At 45.7% G+C, this 25,136-nt stretch carries 23 protein-coding genes; 16 read left to right on the forward strand and 7 right to left on the reverse strand.

From position 1 onward, the window contains the following. Window positions 1-2 precede the first annotated feature (2 nt). The gene (gene mukB / locus R7E29_RS20880; RefSeq protein WP_054576474.1) at window positions 3-4,466 is read left to right on the forward strand and encodes a chromosome partition protein MukB; all 4,464 of its coding nucleotides are present in this window, start codon (window positions 3-5) and stop codon (window positions 4,464-4,466) included. A gap of 143 nt (window positions 4,467-4,609) precedes the next feature. Here mukB and R7E29_RS20885 read toward each other — a convergent pair whose 3' ends face one another. The 7 genes from R7E29_RS20885 to R7E29_RS20915 all read right to left on the reverse strand — a co-directional run bounded on the left by R7E29_RS20885 (window position 4,610) and on the right by R7E29_RS20915 (window position 11,252). Continuing rightward, window positions 4,610-4,762, reverse strand: a complete 153-nt coding sequence (locus R7E29_RS20885; protein ID WP_005378381.1) for a hypothetical protein — start codon at window positions 4,760-4,762, stop codon at window positions 4,610-4,612. A gap of 227 nt (window positions 4,763-4,989) precedes the next feature. Continuing rightward, window positions 4,990-5,958, reverse strand: coding sequence for an alpha-L-glutamate ligase-like protein (locus R7E29_RS20890; protein WP_005378387.1), 969 nt, complete (start codon window positions 5,956-5,958; stop codon window positions 4,990-4,992). 3 nt (window positions 5,959-5,961) lie between these two features. Then, window positions 5,962-7,467, reverse strand: coding sequence for an inactive transglutaminase family protein (locus R7E29_RS20895; RefSeq protein WP_005378389.1), 1,506 nt, complete (start codon window positions 7,465-7,467; stop codon window positions 5,962-5,964). Between the two features lie 11 nt (window positions 7,468-7,478). Further along, complete coding sequence (locus tag R7E29_RS20900; RefSeq protein WP_005378391.1) at window positions 7,479-8,225, reverse strand: ATP-dependent zinc protease; 747 nt, start codon at window positions 8,223-8,225, stop codon at window positions 7,479-7,481. Between the two features lie 276 nt (window positions 8,226-8,501). Beyond that, complete coding sequence (cmoB, locus tag R7E29_RS20905) at window positions 8,502-9,473, reverse strand: tRNA 5-methoxyuridine(34)/uridine 5-oxyacetic acid(34) synthase CmoB (RefSeq protein WP_005387902.1); 972 nt, start codon at window positions 9,471-9,473, stop codon at window positions 8,502-8,504. Between the two features lie 81 nt (window positions 9,474-9,554). Next, window positions 9,555-10,292: a carboxy-S-adenosyl-L-methionine synthase CmoA gene (gene cmoA / locus R7E29_RS20910; RefSeq protein WP_054575109.1), complete on the reverse strand. Its 738-nt coding sequence runs from the start codon at window positions 10,290-10,292 to the stop codon at window positions 9,555-9,557. Between the two features lie 93 nt (window positions 10,293-10,385). After that, on the reverse strand, window positions 10,386-11,252 hold the full coding sequence (locus R7E29_RS20915; RefSeq protein ID WP_054576382.1) for a DUF72 domain-containing protein: 867 nt from the start codon (window positions 11,250-11,252) through the stop codon (window positions 10,386-10,388). Window positions 11,253-11,525: 273 nt separating this feature from the next. Between R7E29_RS20915 and aspS the strand changes: the two genes are divergently transcribed. The 15 genes from aspS to pal all read left to right on the forward strand — a co-directional run bounded on the left by aspS (window position 11,526) and on the right by pal (window position 25,123). Continuing rightward, window positions 11,526-13,304 (forward strand): aspartate--tRNA ligase, encoded by a 1,779-nt coding sequence (aspS, locus tag R7E29_RS20920; protein ID WP_054576383.1) that lies wholly within the window; start codon window positions 11,526-11,528, stop codon window positions 13,302-13,304. 143 nt (window positions 13,305-13,447) lie between these two features. Beyond that, entirely contained in the window at window positions 13,448-14,194 is a 747-nt protein-coding gene (locus R7E29_RS20925; protein ID WP_005378402.1) for a YebC/PmpR family DNA-binding transcriptional regulator, read from the forward strand. Between the two features lie 92 nt (window positions 14,195-14,286). Then, the gene (gene ruvC, locus R7E29_RS20930) at window positions 14,287-14,808 is read left to right on the forward strand and encodes a crossover junction endodeoxyribonuclease RuvC (protein ID WP_005387909.1); all 522 of its coding nucleotides are present in this window, start codon (window positions 14,287-14,289) and stop codon (window positions 14,806-14,808) included. A 67-nt stretch (window positions 14,809-14,875) separates the two neighbouring features. Then, on the forward strand, window positions 14,876-15,487 hold the full coding sequence (gene ruvA, locus R7E29_RS20935; protein ID WP_017820041.1) for a Holliday junction branch migration protein RuvA: 612 nt from the start codon (window positions 14,876-14,878) through the stop codon (window positions 15,485-15,487). A 286-nt stretch (window positions 15,488-15,773) separates the two neighbouring features. Beyond that, complete coding sequence (gene ruvB / locus R7E29_RS20940) at window positions 15,774-16,778, forward strand: Holliday junction branch migration DNA helicase RuvB (protein ID WP_005378312.1); 1,005 nt, start codon at window positions 15,774-15,776, stop codon at window positions 16,776-16,778. A 461-nt stretch (window positions 16,779-17,239) separates the two neighbouring features. Further along, entirely contained in the window at window positions 17,240-18,826 is a 1,587-nt protein-coding gene (gene cydA / locus R7E29_RS20945) for a cytochrome ubiquinol oxidase subunit I (protein ID WP_005378311.1), read from the forward strand. A gap of 17 nt (window positions 18,827-18,843) precedes the next feature. Next, entirely contained in the window at window positions 18,844-19,980 is a 1,137-nt protein-coding gene (cydB, locus tag R7E29_RS20950) for a cytochrome d ubiquinol oxidase subunit II (RefSeq protein ID WP_006742909.1), read from the forward strand. A gap of 12 nt (window positions 19,981-19,992) precedes the next feature. Then, window positions 19,993-20,100 carry a cytochrome bd-I oxidase subunit CydX gene (gene cydX, locus R7E29_RS20955; RefSeq protein ID WP_000270284.1) on the forward strand — a complete coding sequence of 36 codons (108 nt, stop codon included), beginning with the start codon at window positions 19,993-19,995 and terminating at the stop codon, window positions 20,098-20,100. After that, complete coding sequence (ybgE, locus tag R7E29_RS20960; RefSeq protein WP_017820043.1) at window positions 20,093-20,395, forward strand: cyd operon protein YbgE; 303 nt, start codon at window positions 20,093-20,095, stop codon at window positions 20,393-20,395. The genes cydX and ybgE overlap by 8 nt, the downstream gene beginning before the upstream one ends. Window positions 20,396-20,567: 172 nt before the next feature. Further along, window positions 20,568-20,987, forward strand: a complete 420-nt coding sequence (ybgC, locus tag R7E29_RS20965) for a tol-pal system-associated acyl-CoA thioesterase (RefSeq protein WP_054576384.1) — start codon at window positions 20,568-20,570, stop codon at window positions 20,985-20,987. After that, a complete protein-coding gene (tolQ, locus tag R7E29_RS20970; RefSeq protein ID WP_005378301.1) occupies window positions 20,977-21,675 on the forward strand; it encodes a protein TolQ in 699 nt (232 codons plus the stop codon). The genes ybgC and tolQ overlap by 11 nt, the downstream gene beginning before the upstream one ends. A gap of 3 nt (window positions 21,676-21,678) precedes the next feature. Further along, entirely contained in the window at window positions 21,679-22,122 is a 444-nt protein-coding gene (locus tag R7E29_RS20975; RefSeq protein WP_005378298.1) for an ExbD/TolR family protein, read from the forward strand. Window positions 22,123-22,135: 13 nt separating this feature from the next. After that, entirely contained in the window at window positions 22,136-23,203 is a 1,068-nt protein-coding gene (gene tolA / locus R7E29_RS20980; protein ID WP_054576385.1) for a cell envelope integrity protein TolA, read from the forward strand. Between the two features lie 12 nt (window positions 23,204-23,215). After that, the gene (gene tolB, locus R7E29_RS20985; protein ID WP_005387925.1) at window positions 23,216-24,568 is read left to right on the forward strand and encodes a Tol-Pal system beta propeller repeat protein TolB; all 1,353 of its coding nucleotides are present in this window, start codon (window positions 23,216-23,218) and stop codon (window positions 24,566-24,568) included. Window positions 24,569-24,598: 30 nt separating this feature from the next. Further along, complete coding sequence (pal, locus tag R7E29_RS20990; RefSeq protein WP_005378293.1) at window positions 24,599-25,123, forward strand: peptidoglycan-associated lipoprotein Pal; 525 nt, start codon at window positions 24,599-24,601, stop codon at window positions 25,121-25,123. The last annotated feature ends 13 nt before the right edge of the window (window positions 25,124-25,136 follow it).

Raw genomic sequence — 25,136 nt, forward strand, 5'->3', positions numbered from 1 at the left:
GCATGATTGAACGCGGTAAATACCAATCGCTGACCATGGTCAACTGGAACGGCTTCTTTGCCCGTACGTTTGACATCGATGGTCTGGTCACCACGCTATCAGGTGGTAACGGTGCAGGTAAATCAACCACAATGGCGGCGTTCATCACCGCATTGATTCCTGACCAAACGCTACTGCACTTCCGTAACACCACAGAAGCAGGCAGCAGCCAATCGTCTCGCGACAAAGGTCTGTACGGTAAGCTACAGCCGGGCGCGTGTTATGCGGCGCTTGACGTGGTTAACTCACGTAACCAACGCCTATTGTTCGCAGTAAAACTGCAGCAAGTTGCAGGTCGTGATAAGAAAGTAGACATCAAACCGTTTGTTATCCAAGGTCTTCCAAGCCATGTGAAACCAACAGATATCTTGGTTGAAAGCGTATCTGCGACTCAAGCTCGTGTACGTCAAATCAATGAAGTAAAAGAATCAATCGCAGAATTTGAAGGCGTTCAATTTAAAGCCTTCTCTTCTATCGTGGATTACCACGCACAAATGTTTGAATTCGGTGTGATTCCGAAGAAACTGCGTAACTCTGGTGACCGTTCTAAATTCTACCGCCTGATCGAAGCATCGCTTTACGGTGGTATCTCAAGTGCGATTACCCGTTCGCTACGTGACTACCTTCTGCCACAAAACGGCGGCGTGAAGAAAGCGTTCCAAGATATGGAATCGGCGCTGCGTGAAAACCGCATGACGCTAGAAGCGATCAAAACTACGCAAGCAGACCGTGACTTGTTCAAACACTTGATCACAGAGTCGACTAACTACGTGGCAGCGGACTATATGCGCCATGCTAACGAGCGTCGTAAAAAACTAGAACAGACATTGTCTTTGCGTTCAGAGTTATTTGGTTCTCGCGAGACCTTGATTGAGCAAAACAATCTGCTTAATCGCGTTCAAGAAGAGCTGGAACTGCTGATCGAATCAGAATCTTCTTTAGAGCAAGACTACCAAGCGGCTTCTGATCACTTGCAACTGGTGCAAAACGCGCTGCGTCAGCAAGAGAAGATCGAACGCTACCAAGAAGATCTTGAAGAGCTGAGCGAGCGTCTTGAAGAACAAATGATGGTAGTGGAAGAAGCGCAAGAACGCGTGATGATGGCTGAAGAGCAAGCTACCGTTGCAGAAGAAGAGGTGGATAGCCTTAAGACGCAACTTGCTGATTACCAGCAAGCTCTTGACGTTCAGCAAACTCGCGCCCTTCAATATCAACAAGCAGTTCAAGCGCTGGAGAAAGCGAAGCAGCTACTTGGCGATGACAGCCTAACGGCGGAATCGGCTCAAGCGCTTGTCTCTGAGCTTAAGAGCAAAGAATCAGAACACACCAATGCGTTGCTATCGGTTAAGCACAAACTGGACATGTCCTCTGCAGCGGCAGAGCAGTTTGAAACCGCGCTTAAACTGGTACAAAGCATCGTTGGTCAAGTTGAGCGCAAAGACGCGTCTGAACATGCGAAAACCGCAATTGCGAAAGCGCGTGAGTCACAACAAATTGCACAAAACGAACAACAATGGCGAGCACAACACCGTGATCTCGAACGCAGCCTTAACCAGCAGCGTCAAGCACGTGAACTGGTTGCTGAATACAAAAAGCAATATCACGTTGAACTAACCGATGAGGTTACGTTTGAACAAGAACGTGAACGTCATGCGACGCAAATCGAATCACTAGAGATAGCTCAAGAAGAAGTTCGTGATCAGCGTGGTGAACAGCGCCGTCTAGAGCAAAACGCGGTGGCAGAAATCAGTAAGCTTGAAGCAATAGCACCAGCTTGGATTGCGGCGAACGATGCGCTAGAGAAACTGAGAGAGCAGAGCGGTGAACAGCTTGAGGATCGCCATGCGGTAATGAACCACATGCAAGTTGTCCTTGAACAAGAAAGGGAGCTGTCTTTAGCTAAAGATAAGCTTGCTGAGCGCCGTAGCCAGCTAGACTCTGAGATTGAGCGTCTTGCTTCTCCTGGTGGTTCAAATGACCCTCGCCTGAAAGGTTTGGCAGATACGCTGGGCGGTGTATTGCTGTCTGAGATCTACGATGACATCACGATTGATGACGCGCCTTACTTCAGTGCGATGTACGGTCCGGCTCGTCACGCTATCGTCGTTTCTGACTTGTCAGGCATCGAAGAGAAACTGGTAGAGCTAGACGACTGTCCAGAAGACTTGTACATCATTGAAGGTGACATCGATGCCTTTGATGACAGCTCGTTCGATGCAGAAGAGTTAGAGGGCGCGGTTTGCGTTCGTATGAACGATCGCCAAATGCGTTACTCTCGCTTGCCTGAGATCCCATTGTTTGGCCGTGCGGCACGTGAGCAGCGTCTAGAGTTGCTGCGTAACGAACGAGAAGAAGTGGTAGAGAAACACGCAAAAGCGGCGTTTGATTCTCAGAAAATGCAGCGCTTGTACCAAGCGTTTAACTTATTTGTGTCTAACCACATTCAGGTTGCTTTTGACGCCGATCCAGAACAAGCACTGGCAACTATTCGTGATAAGCGTAACCAAATTGCTCGCGTGCTGGCGGATCTGGATGCGAAAGAGCAACAACAACGTTCTCAGCTTCAAACCAGCAAGCAAGCGTTGTCTTCTCTGGACAAGCTAGCGTCACACATGGTGCTTGTTGAAGATGAGTCATTGCAAGCGCGTTTTGATGAGCTAGAAGAGAAAATCGCTCAGCTTGCAGAGGCGAAGAACTTCTTAAGCAACCATGCAAAAGCCGTCACGCAATTAGAGAATATTGCGTCTGCGCTTGATGCTGACCCAGAGCAATTCGATGCACTAGAAGCAGAATACAAAGCGGCAGACGAGCGGCTACAAGATCTTAAGAAGCAAATCTTTGCACTCTCGGATCTCGTTGAACGTCGTCACTACTTCGCTTACTCAGATTCAGTAGACCTACTGAACAAGAGCAGCGAACTGAGTGAGCAGCTAAAAGCTAAACTGGTTCAAGCTGAACAAATGCGTACTCGCTCTCGTGAAGAGTTGAAGCAATCGCAGGGTCAAATGAACCAATACAACCAAGTATTGGCATCATTGAAGAGTTCACACCAAGCGAAACTGGAAACGGTTCAAGAGTTCAAACAAGAACTTCAAGAGTTTGGTGTTAATGCGGACGAAGGTGCGGAAGAACGTGCAATGCGTCGTCGTGACGAACTGCACGAGCGTCTACACACGTCTCGCAGTCGTAAGAGCGAATACGAGCGCACGATCACCTCTACTGAACTAGAGATGAAAGGCTTGGCGAAACGTCTGAAGAAAGTTCAGAAAGAATACGTTGAGCTACGTACGTTCGTGGTTGCAGCGAAAGCTGGCTGGTGTTCAGTACTTCGTCTGGCGCGTGAGAACGATGTTGAGCGTCGTCTACACAAGCGTGAACTGGCTTATATGTCAGCGGATGAACTGCGTTCAATGTCGGATAAATCATTGGGTGCGCTGCGTCTCGCGGTTGCGAACAATGACGACCTGCGTGATGCGCTGCGTCTATCAGAAGACAATGCACGTCCAGAGCGTAAAGTTCTGTTCTACATCGCGGTTTACCAACATCTTCGCGAGCGCATTCGTCAGGATATCATCCGTACTGATGATCCAGTTGAAGCGATCGAAGAGATGGAAGTTGAGCTAGCGCGTCTAACGGAAGAGCTAACCCAACGTGAAAACCGCTTAGCGATCAGCTCTGAGTCAGTAGCGAGCATCATTAAGAAGACGATTCAGCGTGAGCAAAATCGTATTCGTATGCTGAACCAAGGCCTGTCGAATATTTCGTTCGGTCAGGTGAAGGGCGTACGTCTAAACGTGAAGATCCGCGAAAGTCACGAAGTGCTACTGAACGGCCTAGCGACACAACAAGAGCAGCATAAAGACCTGTTTGAATCGACTCGCTTTACCTTCTCTGAAGCAATGGCGAAACTGTTCCAACGCGTGAACCCACACATCGATATGGGTCAACGTTCACCTCAAGTTCTGGGTGAAGAGCTACTGGATTACCGTAACTACCTAGAGCTAAGTGTAGAAGTAAACCGTGGTACAGATGGTTGGCTACAGGCTGAGTCTGGCGCGCTATCAACAGGTGAAGCGATCGGTACCGGTCAGTCAATCCTTCTTATGGTTGTTCAAAGCTGGGAAGAAGAGTCTCGTCGTCTACGCAGCAAAGACATTGTGCCTTGTCGTCTGCTCTTCTTGGATGAAGCCGCGCGTCTGGATGCGAAATCGATCGCGACATTGTTCGAATTGTGTGACCGTCTGGATATGCAGCTTCTTATCGCGGCGCCTGAAAACATCAGCCCAGAGAAAGGTACGACCTACAAACTGGTGCGTAAGGTGTTTAAAGATCACGAACACGTACACGTGGTTGGCTTGCGTGGTTTTGGTCAAACGGATAAGCCTAAGACTGAAGCACAAGAGATGATTGAAGAGTTTGAATCGTAAACTTCGAATCTAACAAAACGCCCGCAATGAACGCGGGCGTTTTTGTATCTATTTACGAGGTAGGCTTCGAACAACATAAGACAAGCCGAGACTGTAGGACGGCAGTCTCGGCTTATTAGCGGAACTTAATGAGGAAGCGACGTTTATTCCTCTGGAATATCGTCCCTGACTTCGATCATTTCAGCAAGTTCTTCAAGTGCTTGGACAGAAAGCTCAGACAAGCGTTGTAGGTGTTGGTCTAAGCTCTCTTGTTCTTCAAGCTCTGGTTCATCATTATTTGTTTCTTTTATTAGCATTTCCCAACCTCTCAAGTTGAGTAAGGGGAGCTCTCATCATACTCAAAAGGCAAAGTAGAAAAGAAACGATCTATGTTGATTTTGTTAGCTCGATCATTGATTCAACTTATATATGAGAAGGATGTGTTTAATAAGGAGAGCAAGTGCAAGGTTTTTGGATGCGGGAACAAAAACGCCAGTAATCATGACAATTACTGGCGAGTAATAACGAACATTAGGTCGGAGGGTTAGAACAACGGCTTCACACCGAATTGCTCTGCCGCGTAAGCGACGCGTTCAATCGGTTTTGGATACTCAGCAGGTGTGCCAAGGCTCTCTATGTGTTTCAAACGAGGAAGCAAGCCTGCACCATTAGCGATTTGGATTGCCAGACCAGGGCGAGCGTTAAGCTCTAAAACCATAGGCCCTTCATCTTTATCCAGCACCATATCCGTACCCATGTATCCCAAACCTGTCATTTCCCAGGCACTTGACGCAAGCTCCAGCAAGCGCTCCCAATGCGGTACTTGAAGGGTCGAAAGGTCTTTACCTGTATCAGGGTGATGAGTCACTGGATGATCGAACTGCACCGCTCTGACGGCTTTACCTGTCGCGATGTCAATGCCTACTCCTACCGCACCTTGGTGAAGGTTTGCTTTGCCGTCGGAAGCCGCTGTAGAACAGCGCATCATCGCCATAACTGGATAACCTTTAAATACGATGATCCGAACATCTGGTACGCCTTCATAACTGAAGCCATCAAAACAGTCATCAAACTTGATTAAGTTTTCAACCACAGCAACGTCATTTTTACCACCAAGAGAGAAAAGGCCAGCAAGCGCATTACTAATGTGACGCTCGACCTCATCCCTACCAATTGTAGAGCCGGAGGGTTTGGTATATACCCCGTTTTTATGAGACGTAACAACCAGAATGCCTTTACCGCCACTACCTTGTGCAGGTTTGATTACAAAACCAGGCCAGTTCTCAACCATTTTGTGGATAGTCTTAACTTCAGCTTGGTTATGAATGACACCGATCAGGGCAGGAACTGTTGCTCCTGCTGCCTGTGCAATAATTTTGGTCTTTAGCTTGTCATCGACAAGTGGGTATTTAGAACGATCATTGTAACGGCCAATATAGCTGTGGTTACGCTTGTTCATCCCCATAATGCCTTTATGGCGAAGCTTAGACGGCGAAGTAAAACTTTCGAACATCGTTTAGTCCTCCGCTAGTGGTTTGAAGCGTCGTAGCTCAGTGAGGCGGTAACCGGTGTAAGTACCTAGTAATAGAATACCGGCCAGAACAATCAACTGTAGACCAATGAAGTTAAAGGTTAAGTGTTGAATGTATGAGTTCGTCATTGCAAGGTAAACTAATACCGCTGTCAGCAATGAACCACCACCTTGCAGAGCAACTTCCTTCGCACCTTCTTCTTCCCATAGGATTGACATACGTTCAATCGTCCAAGACAAGATGATCATAGGGAAGAAGGTAATTGTTAGGCCTTCTGTTAAGCCCATTTTAAACGCAACAACGGTGAACACCGAGATGATCATAATAACGGTAATAATGACCGCAGATATCCTTGCTACCAGCAATAAGTTCAACCTAGACAAATAGCTTCGAATAATCAGGCCTGTACCTACAATTAGCAAGAAACCGACAATACCCGTTAATAGTTGAGTTTGAACAAAAGCAACGGCAATCAACACAGGCATAAAGGTACCGGATGTTTTCAGGCCGATAATCACACGCAAGAACACAACGATCAGAGCACCAATAGGGATGAGCATGATGGTTTTGAACATCGCTTGCTCTTCCAAAGGTAGGCTATGAATTGAAATATTCAGTAATCCATCTGCTTCTATTTTGTTGTTTGTAGCTTGTTGTGGTGTCATTTCTTGCTTAATCATCGAGAAATGCACTTGGCTATTTTTACCACCAACAAGGTCAAGTAAGGATACGTTTGATTCATCCCACACTAACAAGTTGGGTTTCACTGCTTTTTGTTCGGATTTTGGCGAAAACAGTACCCAATCTTTACCTGACCAAACCTGAACCATTGGTTGAATTGTTTGGCGTCGACGACCATCTTCTAGTTCGATAACACCGACGGTTTTGCTCTGTATACCTGCGGTAAGCAAAATGTTATGCAGTGCATCAGTACGGCTGAAATCGTTCAGTAGTAGCGACGAGTTTTGGCTATCAGGGTCATTAAGCGCTTTGATAAGCTCACGAGTAAACGTCACATTATCGGCTGAGCGACTCATCGCACGTTCGATAAGGGCATTTGCCGCTGCTGCTTGTGGCGCTGAAAGCGTTGGTGGCGTAATGTCTTCCGTTGGCGGTAAAGGAGTGACTTTAGCCTGAGGGTCTACTAAGAACTGGGCTTTGTAGTATATGGTTTGTGGCCCTTGAGCTTGGCGAATTGACCATTCTGCACGACGGCCTGAATCGTCATTGATGTAGGAAACGCCATAACCTGATGAGGAAGCAGATTCACCGATAAGTGTGTAACCACTTTGTGTATGAGGTGCTGCAAGTGACGCTTTTACTTCGTTGCCGTTAGCATTGAACTCAATACGAGCTTCTACATCCCATACCTGGCGAGTTTCGCCTGGCGTCCAAGGCACGCCGTAGTTTTCATGTCTGAAAACACTCAGAGCAATGCCCGCAATCACCAATAAGATGATAGAAAGGTAAAACGGTATTTTTGACGTCATAATCTACCTTATTATTTTTTATCTTCGTCCGTTTGGATATAGGTACGACTTACATCGACAAGTGCTATGTCGCGCATAAATTCTCTACCCAGTAAAATAGGATGGTTCATATGTGAGCGATCTGCCAACGTAAATTGCGCTTTTTCATGAATTTTTCCAACGCGCACCCAAAGTTCTACCACAGCGCGGCGTTCTAACTCTTCACTGGTAACCTGGCGGATTTTGACGTAGCGAATGACAGGAGCTTCGATCCAAGTACTTTTCTCTTCTTCGGATTTACTGGTGTCTGCTAAGTGGAATCGGACCCATTTTTTACCATTTCTTTCGAACTCTTCAATATCAACGGCATTTAAAGACGACGTCGCGGCACCAGTGTCGATACGTGCATCAAAAGTTTGCTTAATCGACTCTACAGTGACCTTTTCGATAGAGCCAAGGACAATATCGTGAGTTGGGGTTGGTTCCACAGGAGCGGGAGATTGGACAATAATCGGCTCTTTCGGTTTTTTTACTTCTGCCATTGCTTCATCGCGAAATGTAAGAAGTTCAACCTGTAGTTTATCGACTTGTTCTTCAAGGCTGTCGATATAGTCCGATTGGTTGCTGAGCTGCAGCTCTAGGTTGGTAATGCGATTATTGACATTCGCTTCTGAATTTTGAATCGCCGCTAACGTTTCTTGGTGGTACTGTTCGCCTTTGGTTAGTGAGCATCCAGATAGTAAGGCGATGGCAACAATCGGGGTCAATCGTAATAACATTGAAAACCTTGGGATTGGATTAAGTTGTTTATTTTTTAGGAGTTTAGCTTATATCGATAAAGCCTCACAAGTAAGAATGTTTCTCTATTACTTATTGTTTGAGGAATAGTGATGAAAAGCCAAAAATCAAGGACATAAAAGCGCATCCTTATTTAGAGCGTGCTTATATTTTGACGTGAAAAATGGATTCAAAAAACAAACTCGCTCATTACGAGGAAAGAGGGTAATGTCTTAACTCGTAAAATGAGTTAAGACAATGTCAGGAATCTCAGCGAATTATGATTTGCGAGCGACAAGAACCGCGCGGCGAGGGGCAGGATAGCCTTCTACAGTTTTGCTTGGGTCGTTCGGATCTAAGTAGTCAGGTAGAGAGTTATGCGTCATCCAATCTGTGGTACGTTGTTCATCTACGGATGTGATGTTTTCATCAACGATACGAACATCTTCAAAACCGACCAATTCTAACCACACTTTTAGGGCTTTTGCTGAAGGGAAGAAATAGACATTACGCATTTGCGCGTAACGAGAAGTCGGGACCAGTACTGCATTCTCATCACCTTCAATCACGAGTGTTTCCAATACGAGTTCACCACCAGATACCAATTGATCTTTTAGTTGCACTAAATGATCGAGAGGCGAGCGGCGATGGTAAAGCACGCCCATGCTGAATACCGTATCGAACGCTTCCAACTTAGGTAGTTGTTCAATGCCCAATGGCAGTAGGTGTGCACGTTGGTCATCGCCCATTAGTTTACGAATTGCTTCGAACTGAATTAGAAACAGGTGAGATGGATCGATACCGACAGTTAAGCGTGCACCTTCGCCTAGCATGCGCCACATGTGGTAGCCGTTACCACAACCTACATCGAGTACGCTGCGATTCTTTAATGGAGAAATATGTGGAAGCACGCGGTCCCATTTCCAATCACTGCGCCACTCAGTATCAATATGGATGCCGTGTACGTGGTATGGGCCTTTGCGCCAAGGATGGAATGTACGAAGTAAGCTTTCTAGCTTTTTAAGTTCTCCTTGAGGCATCGGCTCATTGTTTGAAATCGTGACAGAATCAACAATGTCGATGTTGTCCGGTCTACCCGCTGGGATTTTGTTCAGGGCTTTCAACCAGCGACCAAAGTCACCGTGCTCTGCATTTTGCCAATCCGTTAGCTGTTGCGGAAGCACATTAAGCCAAGGTTGAAGACGAGTGTCTTGGGCAATCAATTGGTAGAAATTTGCAAAGTTAAACATAGTTAGTCAATCGCTGAGTTGATGGGTATAAATTATTAACAAAAGCCGAAATCGGTATGGTTCAGGCTTGGTATGCATGGTCTATTTAATCGCGAACATGGAGCCGAAGTTAAAGCATTGGAACCAAACGTCGTAGCTAGAAAAGCCAATTTTAGCGAAACGCTCTTTATGTTCTTTCTTTGAATCTGGGCGCATTACGTTTTCTATCGCGCTGCGCTTTTGGCTGATTTCTAGTTCGCTATAACCATTCGCACGTTTAAAGTCGTGGTGAAGGTCAATTAACAGTTCGTTCGACACTTCATCTTCAAACACGAACTTTTCAGACAGAATCAAAATACCGCCCGGACGCAGACCCGCGTAGATTTTCTCTAGTAGAGCATAGCGGTCTTCTGGAGAAAGGAACTGCAGTGTGAAGTTCAATACCACAACGGATGCGTTTTCAATTTCGATATTGCGAATGTCTGCTTCTACTACATCCACAGGAGTGTCACTGCGGTAAGCGTTGACGTGAAGTTTACAACGCTCAACCATCGCAGGAGAGTTGTCCACTGCGATGATTTGGCAACCTTCTTGTTTGATATGGCGACGCATAGACAATGTTGCAGCACCCAAAGAACAGCCAAGGTCATAGATGTTTGAGTGAGGTTTTACAAAACGCTCTGCCAGCATACCGATTGCAGAAATGATATTGCTGTAACCCGGTACCGATCGTTGAATCATGTCAGGAAATACTTCCGCTACGCGTTCATCGAACGTGAAATCCCCAATTTTATCGATTGGAGCCGAAAAAATAGTATCTGGATTGCTCTTAGGGTTCATAACTAAGTCTCTGCATACAAGCCGCCTGAAAATGTCAGGCACCAAAAAAGGCGCGTATTTTATGGGAATTTCGCGCCTCTGTCATGTGTTGCGTTAGAACATCTGTAACTGCGAGTTGCCATCGTCAGCAGGGAAAGGTGCTAACTCAGGGAGCGTGATACGCTTTTGTATGTCTTTATATAGGTTTGCGGCCAACTCTGGCGCAATTATATTGTCTGCGGTATGGATCATGACATATGGCTGTTTACCTTCGGCAATCCATTGTGGCAACTTGTTGAGCCATGGTTTAAAAAACTCGTAATTTTGCTGTTCTTCTGGATGACCAATAAAGCGAATCAAAGGGTGTGAAGCGGTAGCAATGGCGTGAACAGGTACTCGTGGTTTTTTCATTTGTGCATCAATAATCGCCTCATTGTCGGGCTTAGCGGCAAAGACTGGGCGGCTATCCATAATAATGCGGTCAATATTATTCTCTACTAACCATTGGTTAAGTGCTCGCTCTTCTTCGCCTTTGGAGAAAAATGCCATATGGCGAACCTCAACACCGAGAGGGAAGTTAGGTGGAAAGCTCGCACAGAACTTTTTCAGCCGATCAAGGTGCTCAGGACCAAATGCGGCTGGCAATTGAATTGTCCATTGGCCCACACGGTAATGCAAAGGCTCCATGACTTTCATGAAGTCTCTCAGTTGTTCGCTGCAACCTCTTAGCATTTGCTCATGAGTGATGGCTTTAGGAAGTTTGAAAGTAAAGCGAAAATCATCGTGGGTTGCGGCTCTCCAGTTTTGCACTGTATTGAGCGTCGGTGTGGCATAAAATGTCGTGTTGCCTTCCACGGTATGAAACACTTGCGCATACCTTTCTAAACGTTCAGCGGGCTTTGTCCCGCTGCCGTAAAAACTTTGTTGCCATTGATTGTGCGACCACATCGTCAATCCAAGTCGAAGAGGTAAGTTATCCATTATTCTTTACTGCTTGCTACTCGTGTGAATACTTTACGAGAGTTTTGCTGAAATAGGTAATTTCACGCTATAATCCTCCCCAATTTTTTCGCTTTGGTGCGCTTTTGAACATTTGTTGTACTAAAAAGCACCAGTGAATGATAAAACACACGTAATTGTATGTTGAGTAGTCGATTTTCGTGGACATTCAGCGTATAACTGAATCTTTACTCTGCTTAGCAATGAGGCTGACAGAGCGTAGTTAACAACATTTGAGAGATTGGGAATTTCATTATGCGTACCCATTACTGTGGTCACCTGAACAAGTCCCTTGCAGGACAAACTGTAGAACTTTGCGGCTGGGTTAACCGTCGTCGTGATTTAGGCGGTCTTATTTTTATTGATATGCGAGATCGCGAAGGTATCGTTCAGGTAGTTGTTGATCCAGATATGGCGGATGCGTATGAAGTGGCGAACACACTTCGTAATGAATTCTGTATCAAACTAACGGGTGAAGTGCGCGTTCGCCCAGAGAGCCAAGCAAACAAAGACATGGCAACAGGTGAAGTCGAGATCCTTGCGAAAGGTCTTGAAATCATCAACCGTTCTGATGTTCTGCCTCTAGACTTCAACCAAAAGAACTCTGAAGAGCAGCGCCTGAAGTATCGTTACCTAGATCTACGTCGTCCAGAAATGAGCGACCGCATCAAGCTACGTGCTAAAGCGTCTAGCTTTGTTCGTCGTTTCCTAGATGACAACGGCTTCCTAGACATCGAAACACCAGTACTAACAAAAGCGACACCAGAAGGCGCTCGTGACTACCTAGTACCTAGCCGTGTTCACAAAGGCAGCTTCTACGCGCTTCCTCAGTCTCCACAGCTATTCAAACAGCTTCTAATGATGTCTGGTTTTGACCGTTACTACCAAATCGTTAAGTGTTTCCGTGATGAAGACTTGCGTGCTGACCGTCAACCAGAATTCACTCAGATCGATATCGAAACGTCATTCATGACGGCTGACCAAGTTCGTGCAACGACTGAGAAAATGGTTCGTGAAATGTGGCAAGAGCTACTAAACGTTGACCTAGGTGAATTCCCAGTAATGCCGTTCAGCGAAGCGATTCGTCGTTTCGGTTCTGACAAGCCAGACCTACGTAACCCACTGGAACTAGTAGACGTTGCTGACCTAGTGAAAGACGTTGAGTTCAAAGTATTCTCAGGTCCAGCAAACGACGAAAAAGGCCGCGTTGCCGTTATTCGCGTTCCAGGTGGCGCTTCTCTGACTCGTAAGCAAATTGATGGCTACGGTGAATTCGTTGGCATCTACGGTGCGAAAGGTCTAGCTTGGATGAAGGTTAATGACCGTGCAGCGGGCATGGAAGGTATCCAATCTCCAGTCGCTAAGTTCCTAAATGAAGACGTGATCAACGGCATTCTAGATCGTACTCAAGCGGAATCTGGTGACATTATCCTATTTGGCGCTGATAAAGCGGGTATCGTTGCAGAAGCAATGGGTGCGCTACGTTTGAAACTAGGTAAAGACCTAGAGCTAACGGATGAGTCTGCATGGGCTCCACTATGGGTTGTTGACTTCCCAATGTTCGAAGAAGATGACGAAGGTAACCTACACGCGATGCACCACCCATTCACATCGCCTCTAGGTGTGACTGCAGAAGAGCTAAAAGCAAACCCAGCTGCGGCAAATTCTAACGCTTACGATATGGTTCTAAATGGCTACGAAGTGGGCGGCGGCTCTGTTCGTATCCACAACGCAGATATGCAAGAAGCCGTATTTGATATTCTAGGTATCACACCTGAAGAGCAACAGCTTAAGTTCGGCTTCCTGCTTGATGCGCTGAAATTCGGTACGCCTCCACATGCTGGTCTTGCATTTGGTCTAGACCGTCTAGTAATGCTGCTATGTGGCACAGAGAACATCCGTGATGTTATCGCGTTCCCTAAAACAACAGCAGCGGCGTGTCTACTAACAGACGCACCAAGTATTGCGAACCCAGCAGCGCTAGAAGAGCTAGCAATCTCAGTAACTGCAGCGAAAGAAAAAGACGCAGAATAAGCGCACAACATTTTAAGAAAACTCCCGCAACTGCGGGAGTTTTTGTTTAAATAAACCCAAGAAACTTCCAAAGCAATTTCCCAAGCAACGCTTTTTAGAACATGTTTTGTTATTAAGCGTCAAAATACATTAAAAGGTGAATTATGGCTGGTCATAGTAAATGGGCGAATATTCGTCACCGTAAAGCAGCGCAAGATGCGAAGCGCGGCAAAATCTTTACTAAATTAATCCGTGAAATCGTTGTTGCGGCAAAAGAGGGGGGCGGTGAGCCAGAAAATAACCCACGTTTGCGAGCAGCAATTGATAAAGCACTGTCTAACAACATGACACGTGACACTGTCAACCGCGCTGTCAGCCGAGGTGCTGGTGGTGAAGGCGACGACAACATGGAAACCGTGATCTATGAAGGTTATGGTCCAGGTGGTACGGCGGTCATGGTCGAATGTATGACGGATAACCGAAATCGTACGGTATCTGGCGTACGCCATGCATTCTCAAAGTCAGGCGGCAATCTGGGGACGGATGGTAGCGTCAACTATCTTTTCGACAAGAAAGGCGTGATTTCATATGGCCCAGGTTTAGATGAGGATGCGGTAATGGAAGTAGCATTAGAAAGTGGTGCTGATGACATTGAAACGGCAGAAGATGGGTCGATTGATGTCTACACGGCCCCAGGCGACTTTGGACTCGTAAAAGATGCTCTTGATGCCGCAGGGTTTGAGGCAGAGAACGCTGAGGTGTCGCTGATCCCATCTACGAAAGCAGATTTGGACGCGGATACTGCGCCAAAACTACTTCGTTTGATTGACGCTTTGGAAGATCTGGACGACGTTCAAGAGGTTTATCACAATGGTGATATCTCTGACGACGTTGCGGCTACGCTAGATTAAACTCAAGGTGTCGGGAGCGGTATTTGCTCCGAAGTTAGCAAGTAATAATAAAAAGACTGAGGCCGAATTAGGCCTCATTTTTAGGAACATTCATGTCAATTATTTTGGGCATTGACCCAGGTTCGCGCATTACCGGCTATGGGGTCATTCGTCAAAATGGACGCCACTTGCAATACCTTGGTAGTGGCTGCATTCGTACTTCAGAAAAAGAACTTCCGGGTCGGCTTAAACAGATTTATGCAGGCGTCACGGAAATCATTACCCAGTTTCAACCGGACGTTTTCGCGATCGAGCAAGTGTTTATGGCCAAAAACGCGGATTCAGCGCTAAAACTTGGCCAAGCTCGTGGCAGTGCAATTGTTGCTGCGGTGAATGCGGAGTTGCCGGTATTTGAATACGCGGCTCGTCTTATTAAGCAAGCTGTCGTCGGCACTGGTGGCGCGGACAAAGCGCAAGTTCAGCATATGGTTCAGCAGATGCTTAAATTGCCCGCCAAGCCTCAAGCGGATGCAGCCGATGCTTTAGGTGTGGCGATTTGTCATGCCAATACTAACAAGACTCTCGTTGCGTTAGCGGGCAAAGCAACCAGTGCCAGAAAAGGGCGCTACCGTTAAAATTAACTGGATGTCTATCCAGTTCTTTATTATCCTGTCGCAAATTCATTTCCAAAGAGTATTTATAGTGATTGGACGTCTTCGTGGCATACTGATTGAAAAACAACCACCTGAAGTATTAATTGAAGTTAATGGCATTGGTTATGAAGTCCAGATGCCAATGAGCTGTTTTTACGAACTGCCAAATGTTGGCGAAGAAGCCATTATTTATACTCACTTTGTTGTCCGTGAGGATGCGCAATTGCTATACGGTTTCAACACAGTAAAAGAACGAGCACTTTTCCGTGAAGTGATCAAAGCCAATGGCGTTGGTCCTAAACTCGGTCTTGGTATTCTCTCTGGTATGACAGCAACGCAATTTGTTACTTGTGTGGAACATGAAGACGTTTCTACGCTGGTTAAGCTTCCAGGCGTTGGCAAGAAAACCGCAGAGCGATTGGTTGTTGAAATGAAAGACCGCTTGAAAGGGTGGGGCGCTGGCGATCTATTTACGCCATTTACGGATGCTGCTCCTGCGGATTCTAGTGCGACATCCAACAACGCGGAAGAAGAAGCAATCAGTGCGCTTCTAGCTCTAGGTTACAAGCCGACTCAAGCATCGAAAGTGGTATCTCAGATCGCTAAACCGGACATGAGCAGTGAGCAAATGATCCGTGAAGCTCTAAAATCAATGGTGTAACGCAAGTTGCACAGTGAACATTTGTTCAAGATAACTCATTCTCTAAGGTTAATGCCAATCGCTTAACGATGTTTTTTGTGTCATTCCAGCGAGCCTGGCGAGACTGGGAATCTAATAGCAGCACGCTGAGCGGTTAATGAAACAATTTGACCATAAATCGCTCGGATAGAAGATCCTGTATCACGCTCCTTCGTCGCTGTACAGGATGACGAGATATAGAAATATGCCACTTGCTGTTAAACGAGCGGCATTATTCTCTCAGGTAACCATTTTTCAAGGTAAAAAGATGATTGAAGCCGATCGTTTAATCGCGCCAGAAAACCCTGCCTTTCGTGATGAAGATGTCATTGATCGTGCTATTCGGCCAAAAAAATTAGCGGATTACCAAGGTCAGGACCATGTCCGTGACCAAATGGAAATCTTCATTAAAGCTGCTCAGTTACGTAGCGAAGCACTTGATCACCTTTTGATTTTTGGTCCCCCAGGTTTGGGTAAAACCACACTTGCGAACATCGTTGCCAATGAAATGGAAGTGAACATTCGCACTACTTCAGGCCCTGTACTTGAGAAAGCAGGCGATTTGGCCGCGCTGTTAACCAACCTCGAAGAAAACGATGTGTTGTTCATCGATGAGATTCACCGCTTGAGTCCGATGGTTGAAGAGGTGCTATATCCGGCGATGGAAGATTATCAACTGGATATTATGATCGGTGAAGGTCCGGCCGCTCGTTCTATTAAGATCGATTTACCACCGTTTACGTTAATTGGTGCGACGACCCGAGCGGGCTCTTTGACGTCACCATTGCGCGACCGCTTTGGTATTACTCAGCGCCTTGAGTTTTATAAGATAAAAGACCTCCAAGATATCGTGCAGCGAAGCGCGGATTGTTTAGGTTTATCAATGGAACCTGAAGGTGCATTGGAAGTGGCAAGACGTGCGCGTGGCACACCACGTATTGCTAACCGTTTGCTACGCCGTGTTCGTGATTATGCGGAAGTAAAAGGCAATGGTCACATTTGTGCCGATGTTGCCGATAAGGCGTTGAATATGCTTGATGTGGACGCCGAAGGCTTCGATTACATGGACCGTAAGCTACTACTCGCGATTATGGAAAAATTTGGTGGTGGTCCGGTCGGGCTCGACAACATGGCAGCGGCGATAGGTGAAGAAAAGGACACTATTGAAGACGTTCTTGAACCTTATCTTATTCAGCAAGGTTATTTACAACGCACTCCGCGTGGAAGAATCGCGACAGATCGTGCGTATTTGCATTTCGGAATTGAAAAATAAGATTCCCTCGCTGGGCCTTTGTTGCCCAGCGCTTCATTAAAGTTGACCAAACTCACATTTTTTGAATTTTTTCTCATACTGGTTTAGTAAGTAAAAAGCATTGATTGTTAACTCGATGTTTGCTTGCAACTGGTTAATTTCTCTCCTGATTACTCTCTCTTAACATCCGTATCCAATACTGGTTGATCTAGATCAATGTGATGGATTTTTGTGCAAATTCCGCGCATAAACATTGATGTATATCAAAGCGCGTTACGGCTATAAACCTTTTGAAACAATCTGTTTTTACAAGTAATATTAGCCCCAGCTATATTAGCTGATGCTTAACAATTAACTAACCAATGAAGCACATTTTTGCAACAATGAGTTGTGATAATTCAACATTTTTCAAGTGTAAATAACACCTGAATATGGATTGCAATATGTAGAGAGTGTCATTCAGCCGACACATAGGAGTTACCATGATTGACGTAGTTGATCTATCGCGGTTGCAGTTTGCACTGACAGCGATGTATCACTTCCTATTCGTACCATTGACCCTTGGTATGGCCTTCCTTCTGGCCATTATGGAATCGATGTACGTAATGACGAACAAGCAAATCTATAAGGACATGACCAAGTTCTGGGGTAAGCTATTCGGTATTAACTTTGCACTTGGTGTGGCGACAGGCCTTACCATGGAGTTCCAGTTTGGTACGAACTGGTCTTACTACTCCCACTATGTAGGTGATATCTTCGGTGCACCGCTAGCGATCGAAGCACTTGTCGCATTCTTCCTGGAGTCAACTTTTGTTGGTCTATTCTTCTTCGGGTGGGATCGTCTATCTAAACGCCAACACTTAGCGGTTACCTGGCTTGTGGCACTAGGCTCTAACTTCTCTGCTCTTTGGATTCTTATCGCAAACGGCTGGATGCAAAACCCAGTAGGCGCAGATTTCAACTTCGAAACCATGCGAATGGAAATGGTGAGCTTCTCTGAGGTTGTACTAAACCCAGTTGCTCAGGTTAAGTTCGTGCATACGGTTGCTTCTGGTTACACTTGTGGCGCAATGTTTATTCTAGGCATCAGTTCATACTACCTATTAAAAGGTCGTGACATTGCGTTTGCTCGTCGTTCGTTTGCTATTGCTGCTTCTTTCGGTATTGCAGCTATCTTATCTACCATCGTTCTTGGTGACGAATCTGGCTACGAGCTTGGTGAAGTTCAAAAAGTGAAACTCGCTGCAATTGAAGCAGAGTGGCACACTGAACCTGCACCTGCCGCATTTACGTTATTTGGTGTTCCTAACCAGGAAACGATGCATACCGATTACGCAATTAAGATCCCTTACGTAATGGGTATTATCGCGACACGCTCTTTTGATGAGCAAGTAACAGGTCTTCGTGATTTACGTGATGAACACGTCGATCGTATTCGTGACGGCATGTACGCTTATGAACTTCTAGAGAAGCTTCGTGCGGGCGACAAGTCAGAAGAAAACATGACTGCGTTTGATGAAGTGAAAGGTGACCTAGGTTACGGTCTACTTCTAAAACGCTACACAGACAATGTTGTTGATGCAACAGAAGAGCAAATCCAAGCTGCTGCGGACGACTCAATCCCAACAGTATGGCCGCTATTCTGGTCATTCCGTATCATGGTTGCTTGTGGCTTCATCATGTTGTTTGTCTTTGGTGCGGCGTTTATCCAAACGTGTCGTCAGAAGATTGAACAGAAACAATGGATTCTAAAAGCTGCACTATTTAGCATTCCACTACCTTGGATTGCAATTGAAGCGGGTTGGTTCGTCGCTGAGTACGGCCGTCAACCTTGGGCTGTAGGTGAAATTTTACCAGTGCATGTTGCAGCTTCTGCACTAACTGCAGGTGAAATCTGGACTTCACTCTTCGCAATTCTGGCGCTATACACGGTATTCCTGATTGCAGAAGTTTACCTAATGTTGAAATTCGCTCGTAAAGGACCAAGTAGCCTGAAAACGGGTCGCTACCACTTCGAGCAAAATGCTGACTCTGTTGAAGACAAAGTTAGTCGCCAAGTAGAAGCGTAAGGTAAGGAGATAACAAGATGTTTGATTACGAAATCTTGCGACTCATCTGGTGGGTACTAATCGGTGTTCTACTAGTTGGTTTTGCAGTAACAGACGGCTTCGATATGGGTGTAGGCGCGCTTGTACCTATCATCGGTAAAAACGACACGCAACGCCGTGTCATGATTAACTCAATTGCTCCTCACTGGGATGGTAACCAAGTTTGGCTTATCACTGCTGGTGGTGCACTGTTCGCTGCTTGGCCTTTGGTTTACGCAACGTCATTTTCAGGCTTCTACTTAGCGATGATTTTGACACTAGCAGCGCTATGGCTTCGTCCTCTGGGCCTAGACTACCGCTCTAAAATCGAAGATCCAAAATGGCGCAATACCTGGGATATCTGTATCTCAATCAGTGGTTTTGTTCCGCCAATCATCTTTGGTGTAGCGTTTGGTAACCTTCTACAAGGTGTACCATTCCAATTGAGTGAGTTCTTGATGCCAACATACCATGGCTCATTCTTTGGTCTACTAAACCCATTTGCACTGTTGTGTGGTCTAGTAAGCTTGTTCATGATTTTGATGCAAGGTTCTACTTGGCTACAAATGAAAACAACAGGCGAAGTGCATGTGCGTGCGCGCAACGTTGCTCAGTTGGCTGGTTTACTGACGGTTGCTGCGTTTGTAGCGGCTGGTTTCTGGATCCAAAATATCGATGGCTACGTCATTGTTGGCGGTATCGACACTAACGCTGCTTCTAACCCTCTAAACAAAGAGGTTATCCGTGAAGCTGGTGCGTGGATGAAGAACTTTGAAAACTACCCACTACTATGGGCTGCTCCTGTATTAGGTGTTGCAATGCCGCTTCTCGCTGTATTGGCATCTCGTCTTGAAAAATGTGCGATTTCGTTCATTACTTCAAGCTTGGGTGTTGCTGGTGTTATCTTTACTGCAGGTTTTGCGATGTTCCCATTCATCATGCCTTCAGACTTAATGCCAAGCCACAGCTTAACAATGTGGGATGCAACGTCATCTGAGCTGACTCTGAACCTAATGACAGGCGTTGCGTTTGTTATGGTGCCAATCATCCTTGGTTACACATCTTGGACTTACTACAAGATGTTTGGTCGCCTTGATGACCAGTACATTGAAGACAACAAAAACTCACTTTACTAAGGAGCATTTACTATGTGGTATTTCGCATGGATTCTAGGTGTACTACTTGCTTGTGCATTCGGTATCATCAACGCTCTTTGGCTAGAGCACTCAGAAATGATGGATAAAGACAGTGAGTAACCTCGCTGATAAGGTAGCGAAACTTCACGCACCAATGGATAAGACTCTGCTACGAGTCTTATCTCTCATCCTTGGCTTTATGCACGTAGGATTGGTGATGTGGGACCCTGAAGCTTACCATCAAGCAATTGGTGGTTTTAACTCAATCGTCGCACCAGCACTGATTTGGTCTGTATGTTCAAGCATGGTGTATGGGGTGGGCTTCAAGCCAAGAAACTGGTACTGGCAAGTTTTGTTTAGTCCTTATTTCTCGTTAGCTATCTTAATTTATCTAACGGCACTTTATTTCATTTAGGCTGAAATATGCTGTAATAAAGTCGGTTACTAAATCATCGAATAAAAGCTAGGTATCTCGCCTAGCTTTTATTTTTTCTACAAATTTCAAAAATATTTCCTTAGCTCGGTACCAATTGCTGTCGCTTCAGTTATAGTAATTACTTTAAAGAATTGAATATATTGGTACTCCCTTGCAAGGCACATCAAATCTCTTTCACTGGCCGATCACCGTGTACTATGAAGACACTGATGCGGGCGGTGTTGTATATCATTCTAATTATCTAAAATTCTTTGAGCGCGCACGGACAGAGATGTTACGTGCTAAAGGCATTTCTCAACATGTGTTACTGGAACAAAATATCGGCTTTGTTGTCCGACACATGGATATCGATTTCAACCAAGGGGCTAGGCTGGACGAGCATCTGACAGTCGTAACCCGAGTGTCAGAAATAAAACGTGCTTCTCTGCAATTCTGTCAAGAGTTGGTCAATGTTCAAGGCAAGATATTGTGCAAGGCCTCGGTTAAGGTAGCATGTATCGATAATAAGAAAATGAAACCAATAGCTATTCCAACCTTTATAAATTCGGAGCTAACAAATAGTGACTGCTGATATTTCCATTTTAGATCTCTTTCTTCAGGCCAGTCTGTTGGTAAAGCTTGTGATGCTGACGTTGCTTGGCATGTCAATTGTGTCATGGGCAATGATCATCAAGCGCAGCAAAGTGCTTTCTCAAGCATCAAAAAATGCAGAGCAGTTTGAAGACAAATTTTGGTCGGGTACTGATCTTTCTCAGCTTTACCAAAAAGTAAAAGCGCGTAAAGACGAAATTGAAGGCACAGAAGAAATCTTCTACGCAGGTTTTACAGAGTTTGCTCGCCTACGTAAGAGCAACGCAAATTCACCAGCTTACATCATGGAAGGCACTGGCCGCGCAATGCGCGTTGCTGTTTCTCGTGAAGTAGATGAGCTAGAAACAAGCTTACCGTTTTTGGCAACAGTCGGTTCTATAAGCCCTTATATCGGCCTATTTGGTACCGTTTGGGGCATCATGCACGCCTTTATTGCGCTGGGTGAAGTAAAGCAAGCTACGTTGTCTATGGTTGCACCGGGTATCGCCGAGGCACTTATCGCGACAGCGATGGGGCTATTTGCGGCTATTCCGGCAGTAATGGCGTACAACCGCCTAAGCAATAAAGTGAGTAAACTAGAGCACACTTACGCAACATTTTCTGAAGAATTCCACAGCATCCTTCATCGTCAAGCGATGGCTGGCCGAGACAGCGCGGATAAGGAATAAAGCATGGCGGGTTATCAACCTAAAAAGCGAAAAATGACAGCGGAGATCAACGTTGTTCCGTATATCGACGTAATGCTCGTACTGTTGATCATTTTTATGGCGACCGCTCCATTTGTGACTCAAGGCGTCGACGTTGATCTTCCGAAAACATCGACCGCAGAATCTATGCAAGACCTTGCTGGCGAGACTGACAGTAGCTTTATTATCATCGAAATTGATAGCGAGGGTAATTTAGGCCTAAGCGTAAATGATGAAGAAGTTCAGCGAGGTTTGTCGTTGCAAGATGTTATTGTGCGAGTGAAAGCGGAGCGAGAGGTTAAGCCAGATTCACCAGTTGCGGTAGGTGGCGACGCGGCAACACCATATGCCGATGTTGTTCTATTGCTAGATGAACTAAGTCGAGCTGGTATCCCTAAGGTAGGTCTAATGACCGATATCAGGGAATAGACATCAATTATCTATGAAAGATCACAATAAGAAACCCAACCAATACGCCAAACCGATAGCAATATCGGTTGGTTTGCATGCAATTCTAGTTGCAGCCCTGCTTTGGGGGACGGACTTCAACATGTCTAAACCAGAGCCTACAGGGCAAATGGTTCAAGCTGTTGTCATCGATCCAAAACTTGTGCAGCAACAAGCGAAAGAAATTCGCCAGCAACGCGAAAAGGCAGCGAAAAAAGAACAAGAGCGTCTTGATAAACTGAGACGCGAAGCAGAGCAGCTAGAAAAAAACCGCAAAGCTGAAGAAGAGCAAATTCGCAAGTTGAAAGAGCAGCAAGCGAAAGATGCTCAAGCGGCGCGAGAAGCAGAAGCTGCACGTAAGAAAAAAGAGCAAGAGCGCAAGCAGGAAGAAGAACGTGTTCGCAAAGAAAAAGAGCGAGCTGCTAAGCTAGAAAAAGAGCGCAAGGAAAAAGAAGAAGCCGTGCGTAAAGCTGAGCAGGAGCGTTTAGCAAAAGAAGCGGCTATAGCAAAAGCTGAGCAAGAACGTTTGGCTCGTGAAAAAGCAGCAAAAGAAGCGGAAGAAAAAGCACGTCGTGAGCGTGAAGCTGCTGAAAAAGCTGAACAAGAGCGCATTGCAAAAGAGAAAGCGGCAAAAGAGGCAGCGGAGCGAGAGCGTAAAGCGAGAGAAGCAGCTGAGCGTGCCGAGCGTGAGCGTAAAGCTCAAGAAGCCGCGTTAGATGATATTTTTGCGGGTCTCGAGGATGAGGTCAGTAAAAACAGTGCTGCGCGCAATCAATTTATTGACGACGAACTTTCTCGTATGTCATCCATCTATACTCAAAATATTCAGCAAAAGCTGATTAAGGATGACTACTTGCTGGGAAAGGAGTGTAGGGTAAACATCAAATTGATTCCGACAGGAACTGATATGATGGTCTCTGGTGTTACCGTTTTGAGTGGCGATACTCGAGTATGTGCTGCGGCGAAGCGAGCAATAGCTCAGGTAGGGACGTTCCCTAAATCTTCAGAATCAGCGGTCAATGAAAGACTAAAAGACATCAACATAACTGTTGCTTTGGACTAAAAGGAATAAGACGTGATTAGACGCCTTTTACTAGGAATGTTTGTACTGTTTAGCAGTATGACAAATGTGGCGAATGCCGCATTAGAGTTGGTCATTACCGATGGTATTGATTCAGCACGACCAATTGCTGTTGTTCCGTTTAAGTGGGAGGGCACACAAGCGCTTCCAACGGATGTTTCTGCTGTTATCGCCTCGGATTTACAACGTAGTGGTAAATTCAGCCCAGTTCCAACGAGCAAAATGCCACAAACACCGTTCAGTGAATCAGAAGTTAATTTTGATGCTTGGACCAATTTAGGTGTGGATGCGCTATTGACTGGTTCAATCAAGCAAAACGACCAAGGTGACTACGTTATCAACTATCAACTTGTTGATATTGTGCGTGGTCAGTTAACAGGTGGGAAGAGTAAGGCGCTTGGTAGTGACGGTGAATTGGTTCTGTCAAAAGATCATGTGCTGTTCAATAAAGTAGCCACTGTTCAAGGGCCTCGTATGCGTGAGTACGCTCACCGTATCTCTGATTTGGTGTATGAACAGTTAACTGGCGACCGTGGCGCTTTCATGACTCGTATCGCATATGTGGTAGTGAACGATAAAGACCGTTTCCCTTACCAACTTCGAGTCGCTGATTACGATGGCTACAATGAGCGTCTGGTTTTACGTTCTAAGCAACCATTAATGTCACCAGCGTGGTCACCAGATGGTAAAAAGCTTGCGTATGTTAGCTTCCAAAATGGCCAAGCAGAAATCTTCATCATGAACATCTACACCGGTGAACGTGAGAAAATTACTTCATACCCACGTCACAATGGTGCGCCAAGATTTTCGCCAGATGGCAATAAGTTAGCGATTGTTCTTTCTAAAACAGGCTCGCTTCATGTTTATACGTTTGACCTTAACACTCGTAAGCTGACGCAAATTACGCGTGGCAGATCAAATAATACGGAACCGTTCTGGCATCCGGATGGAAAATCGTTGATTTTCACATCGGATAGGGGTGGTAAACCACAGATTTATCAAGTAAATTTGGGCAGCGGTTCTATTGACCGTTTGACTTGGCAAGGCAGCCAAAATTTGGGTGGTCAGATTACTCCTGATGGGCGATTCCTAGTTATGGTGAACCGCAGCAACGCAGGATTTAATTTGGCGAAACAAGATTTGGAAACTGGTGCTCTTCAAGTCTTAACTAAGACCTTGCTTGATGAGTCTCCTAGTATTGCCCCAAACGGTGGCATGGTTGTGTATAGCTCGATTTACAACAAGAAAAACGTACTATCGATGGTGTCAATTGATGGTCGATTCAAAGCTAGATTACCGGCAACAAATGGGCGTGTTCGAGCGCCTGCATGGTCACCGTTTTTGTAGTAATAAGTTTGATTAATAAAGGAAAATAAGATGCAACTGAACAAGGTTCTAAAAGGGCTACTAATCGCGCTTCCTGTAATGGCTGTTACAGCGTGTAGTTCAAGCGACGACGCTGCTTCTAACACTGGTGCAGCAACAAACAACAATGGCGCAGTTGAAACAACAGTAGCTACGCCAATTGATCAAAGCGGTCAGTTGACAGAGCAAGAGCTAAAAGAGCAAGCGCTACGTGAAACTCAAACAATCTACTTTGCTTTTGACAACTCAACAATTGCAGCAGATTACGAAGAGATGCTAGCGGCTCACGCTTCTTACCTAAGCAAGAACCCAGCACTTAACGTAACTATCGAAGGTCACGCTGATGAGCGCGGTACACCTGAGTACAACATTGCTCTAGGTGAGCGTCGTGCACAAGCAGTAGCGAACTACCTACAAGCACTAGGTGTTCAAGCTGACCAAATCTCAATCGTTAGCTACGGTGAAGAGAAGCCACTTCTTCTAGGTCAATCAGATGAAGTTTACGCTAAGAACCGTCGCGCGGTTCTAGTATACTAATTCGAGGTAATCC

It is taken from the genome of Vibrio sp. Vb1729 (genome assembly GCF_033338655.1).
Lineage (GTDB): Bacteria > Pseudomonadota > Gammaproteobacteria > Enterobacterales > Vibrionaceae > Vibrio > Vibrio alginolyticus.

Bases quoted from the DNA above. Each gene is read 5' to 3' on its own strand.
- R7E29_RS20915 (WP_054576382.1), bottom strand. From the start codon at position 11,252: ATGGATAACTTACCTCTTCGACTTGGATTGACGATGTGGTCGCACAAT.
- R7E29_RS20900 (WP_005378391.1), bottom strand. From the start codon at position 8,225: ATGTTATTACGATTGACCCCGATTGTTGCCATCGCCTTACTATCTGGA.
- cmoA (WP_054575109.1), bottom strand. From the start codon at position 10,292: ATGAACCCTAAGAGCAATCCAGATACTATTTTTTCGGCTCCAATCGAT.
- ruvB (WP_005378312.1), top strand. From the start codon at position 15,774: ATGATTGAAGCCGATCGTTTAATCGCGCCAGAAAACCCTGCCTTTCGT.
- tolA (WP_054576385.1), top strand. From the start codon at position 22,136: ATGAAAGATCACAATAAGAAACCCAACCAATACGCCAAACCGATAGCA.
- cydX (WP_000270284.1), top strand. From the start codon at position 19,993: ATGTGGTATTTCGCATGGATTCTAGGTGTACTACTTGCTTGTGCATTC.
- ruvC (WP_005387909.1), top strand. From the start codon at position 14,287: ATGTCAATTATTTTGGGCATTGACCCAGGTTCGCGCATTACCGGCTAT.
- mukB (WP_054576474.1), top strand. From the start codon at position 3: ATGATTGAACGCGGTAAATACCAATCGCTGACCATGGTCAACTGGAAC.
- R7E29_RS20975 (WP_005378298.1), top strand. From the start codon at position 21,679: ATGGCGGGTTATCAACCTAAAAAGCGAAAAATGACAGCGGAGATCAAC.
- cmoB (WP_005387902.1), bottom strand. From the start codon at position 9,473: ATGTTTAACTTTGCAAATTTCTACCAATTGATTGCCCAAGACACTCGT.
- pal (WP_005378293.1), top strand. From the start codon at position 24,599: ATGCAACTGAACAAGGTTCTAAAAGGGCTACTAATCGCGCTTCCTGTA.
- R7E29_RS20895 (WP_005378389.1), bottom strand. From the start codon at position 7,467: ATGACGTCAAAAATACCGTTTTACCTTTCTATCATCTTATTGGTGATT.
- cydA (WP_005378311.1), top strand. From the start codon at position 17,240: ATGATTGACGTAGTTGATCTATCGCGGTTGCAGTTTGCACTGACAGCG.
- R7E29_RS20885 (WP_005378381.1), bottom strand. From the start codon at position 4,762: ATGCTAATAAAAGAAACAAATAATGATGAACCAGAGCTTGAAGAACAA.
- R7E29_RS20925 (WP_005378402.1), top strand. From the start codon at position 13,448: ATGGCTGGTCATAGTAAATGGGCGAATATTCGTCACCGTAAAGCAGCG.
- cydB (WP_006742909.1), top strand. From the start codon at position 18,844: ATGTTTGATTACGAAATCTTGCGACTCATCTGGTGGGTACTAATCGGT.
- R7E29_RS20890 (WP_005378387.1), bottom strand. From the start codon at position 5,958: ATGTTCGAAAGTTTTACTTCGCCGTCTAAGCTTCGCCATAAAGGCATT.
- aspS (WP_054576383.1), top strand. From the start codon at position 11,526: ATGCGTACCCATTACTGTGGTCACCTGAACAAGTCCCTTGCAGGACAA.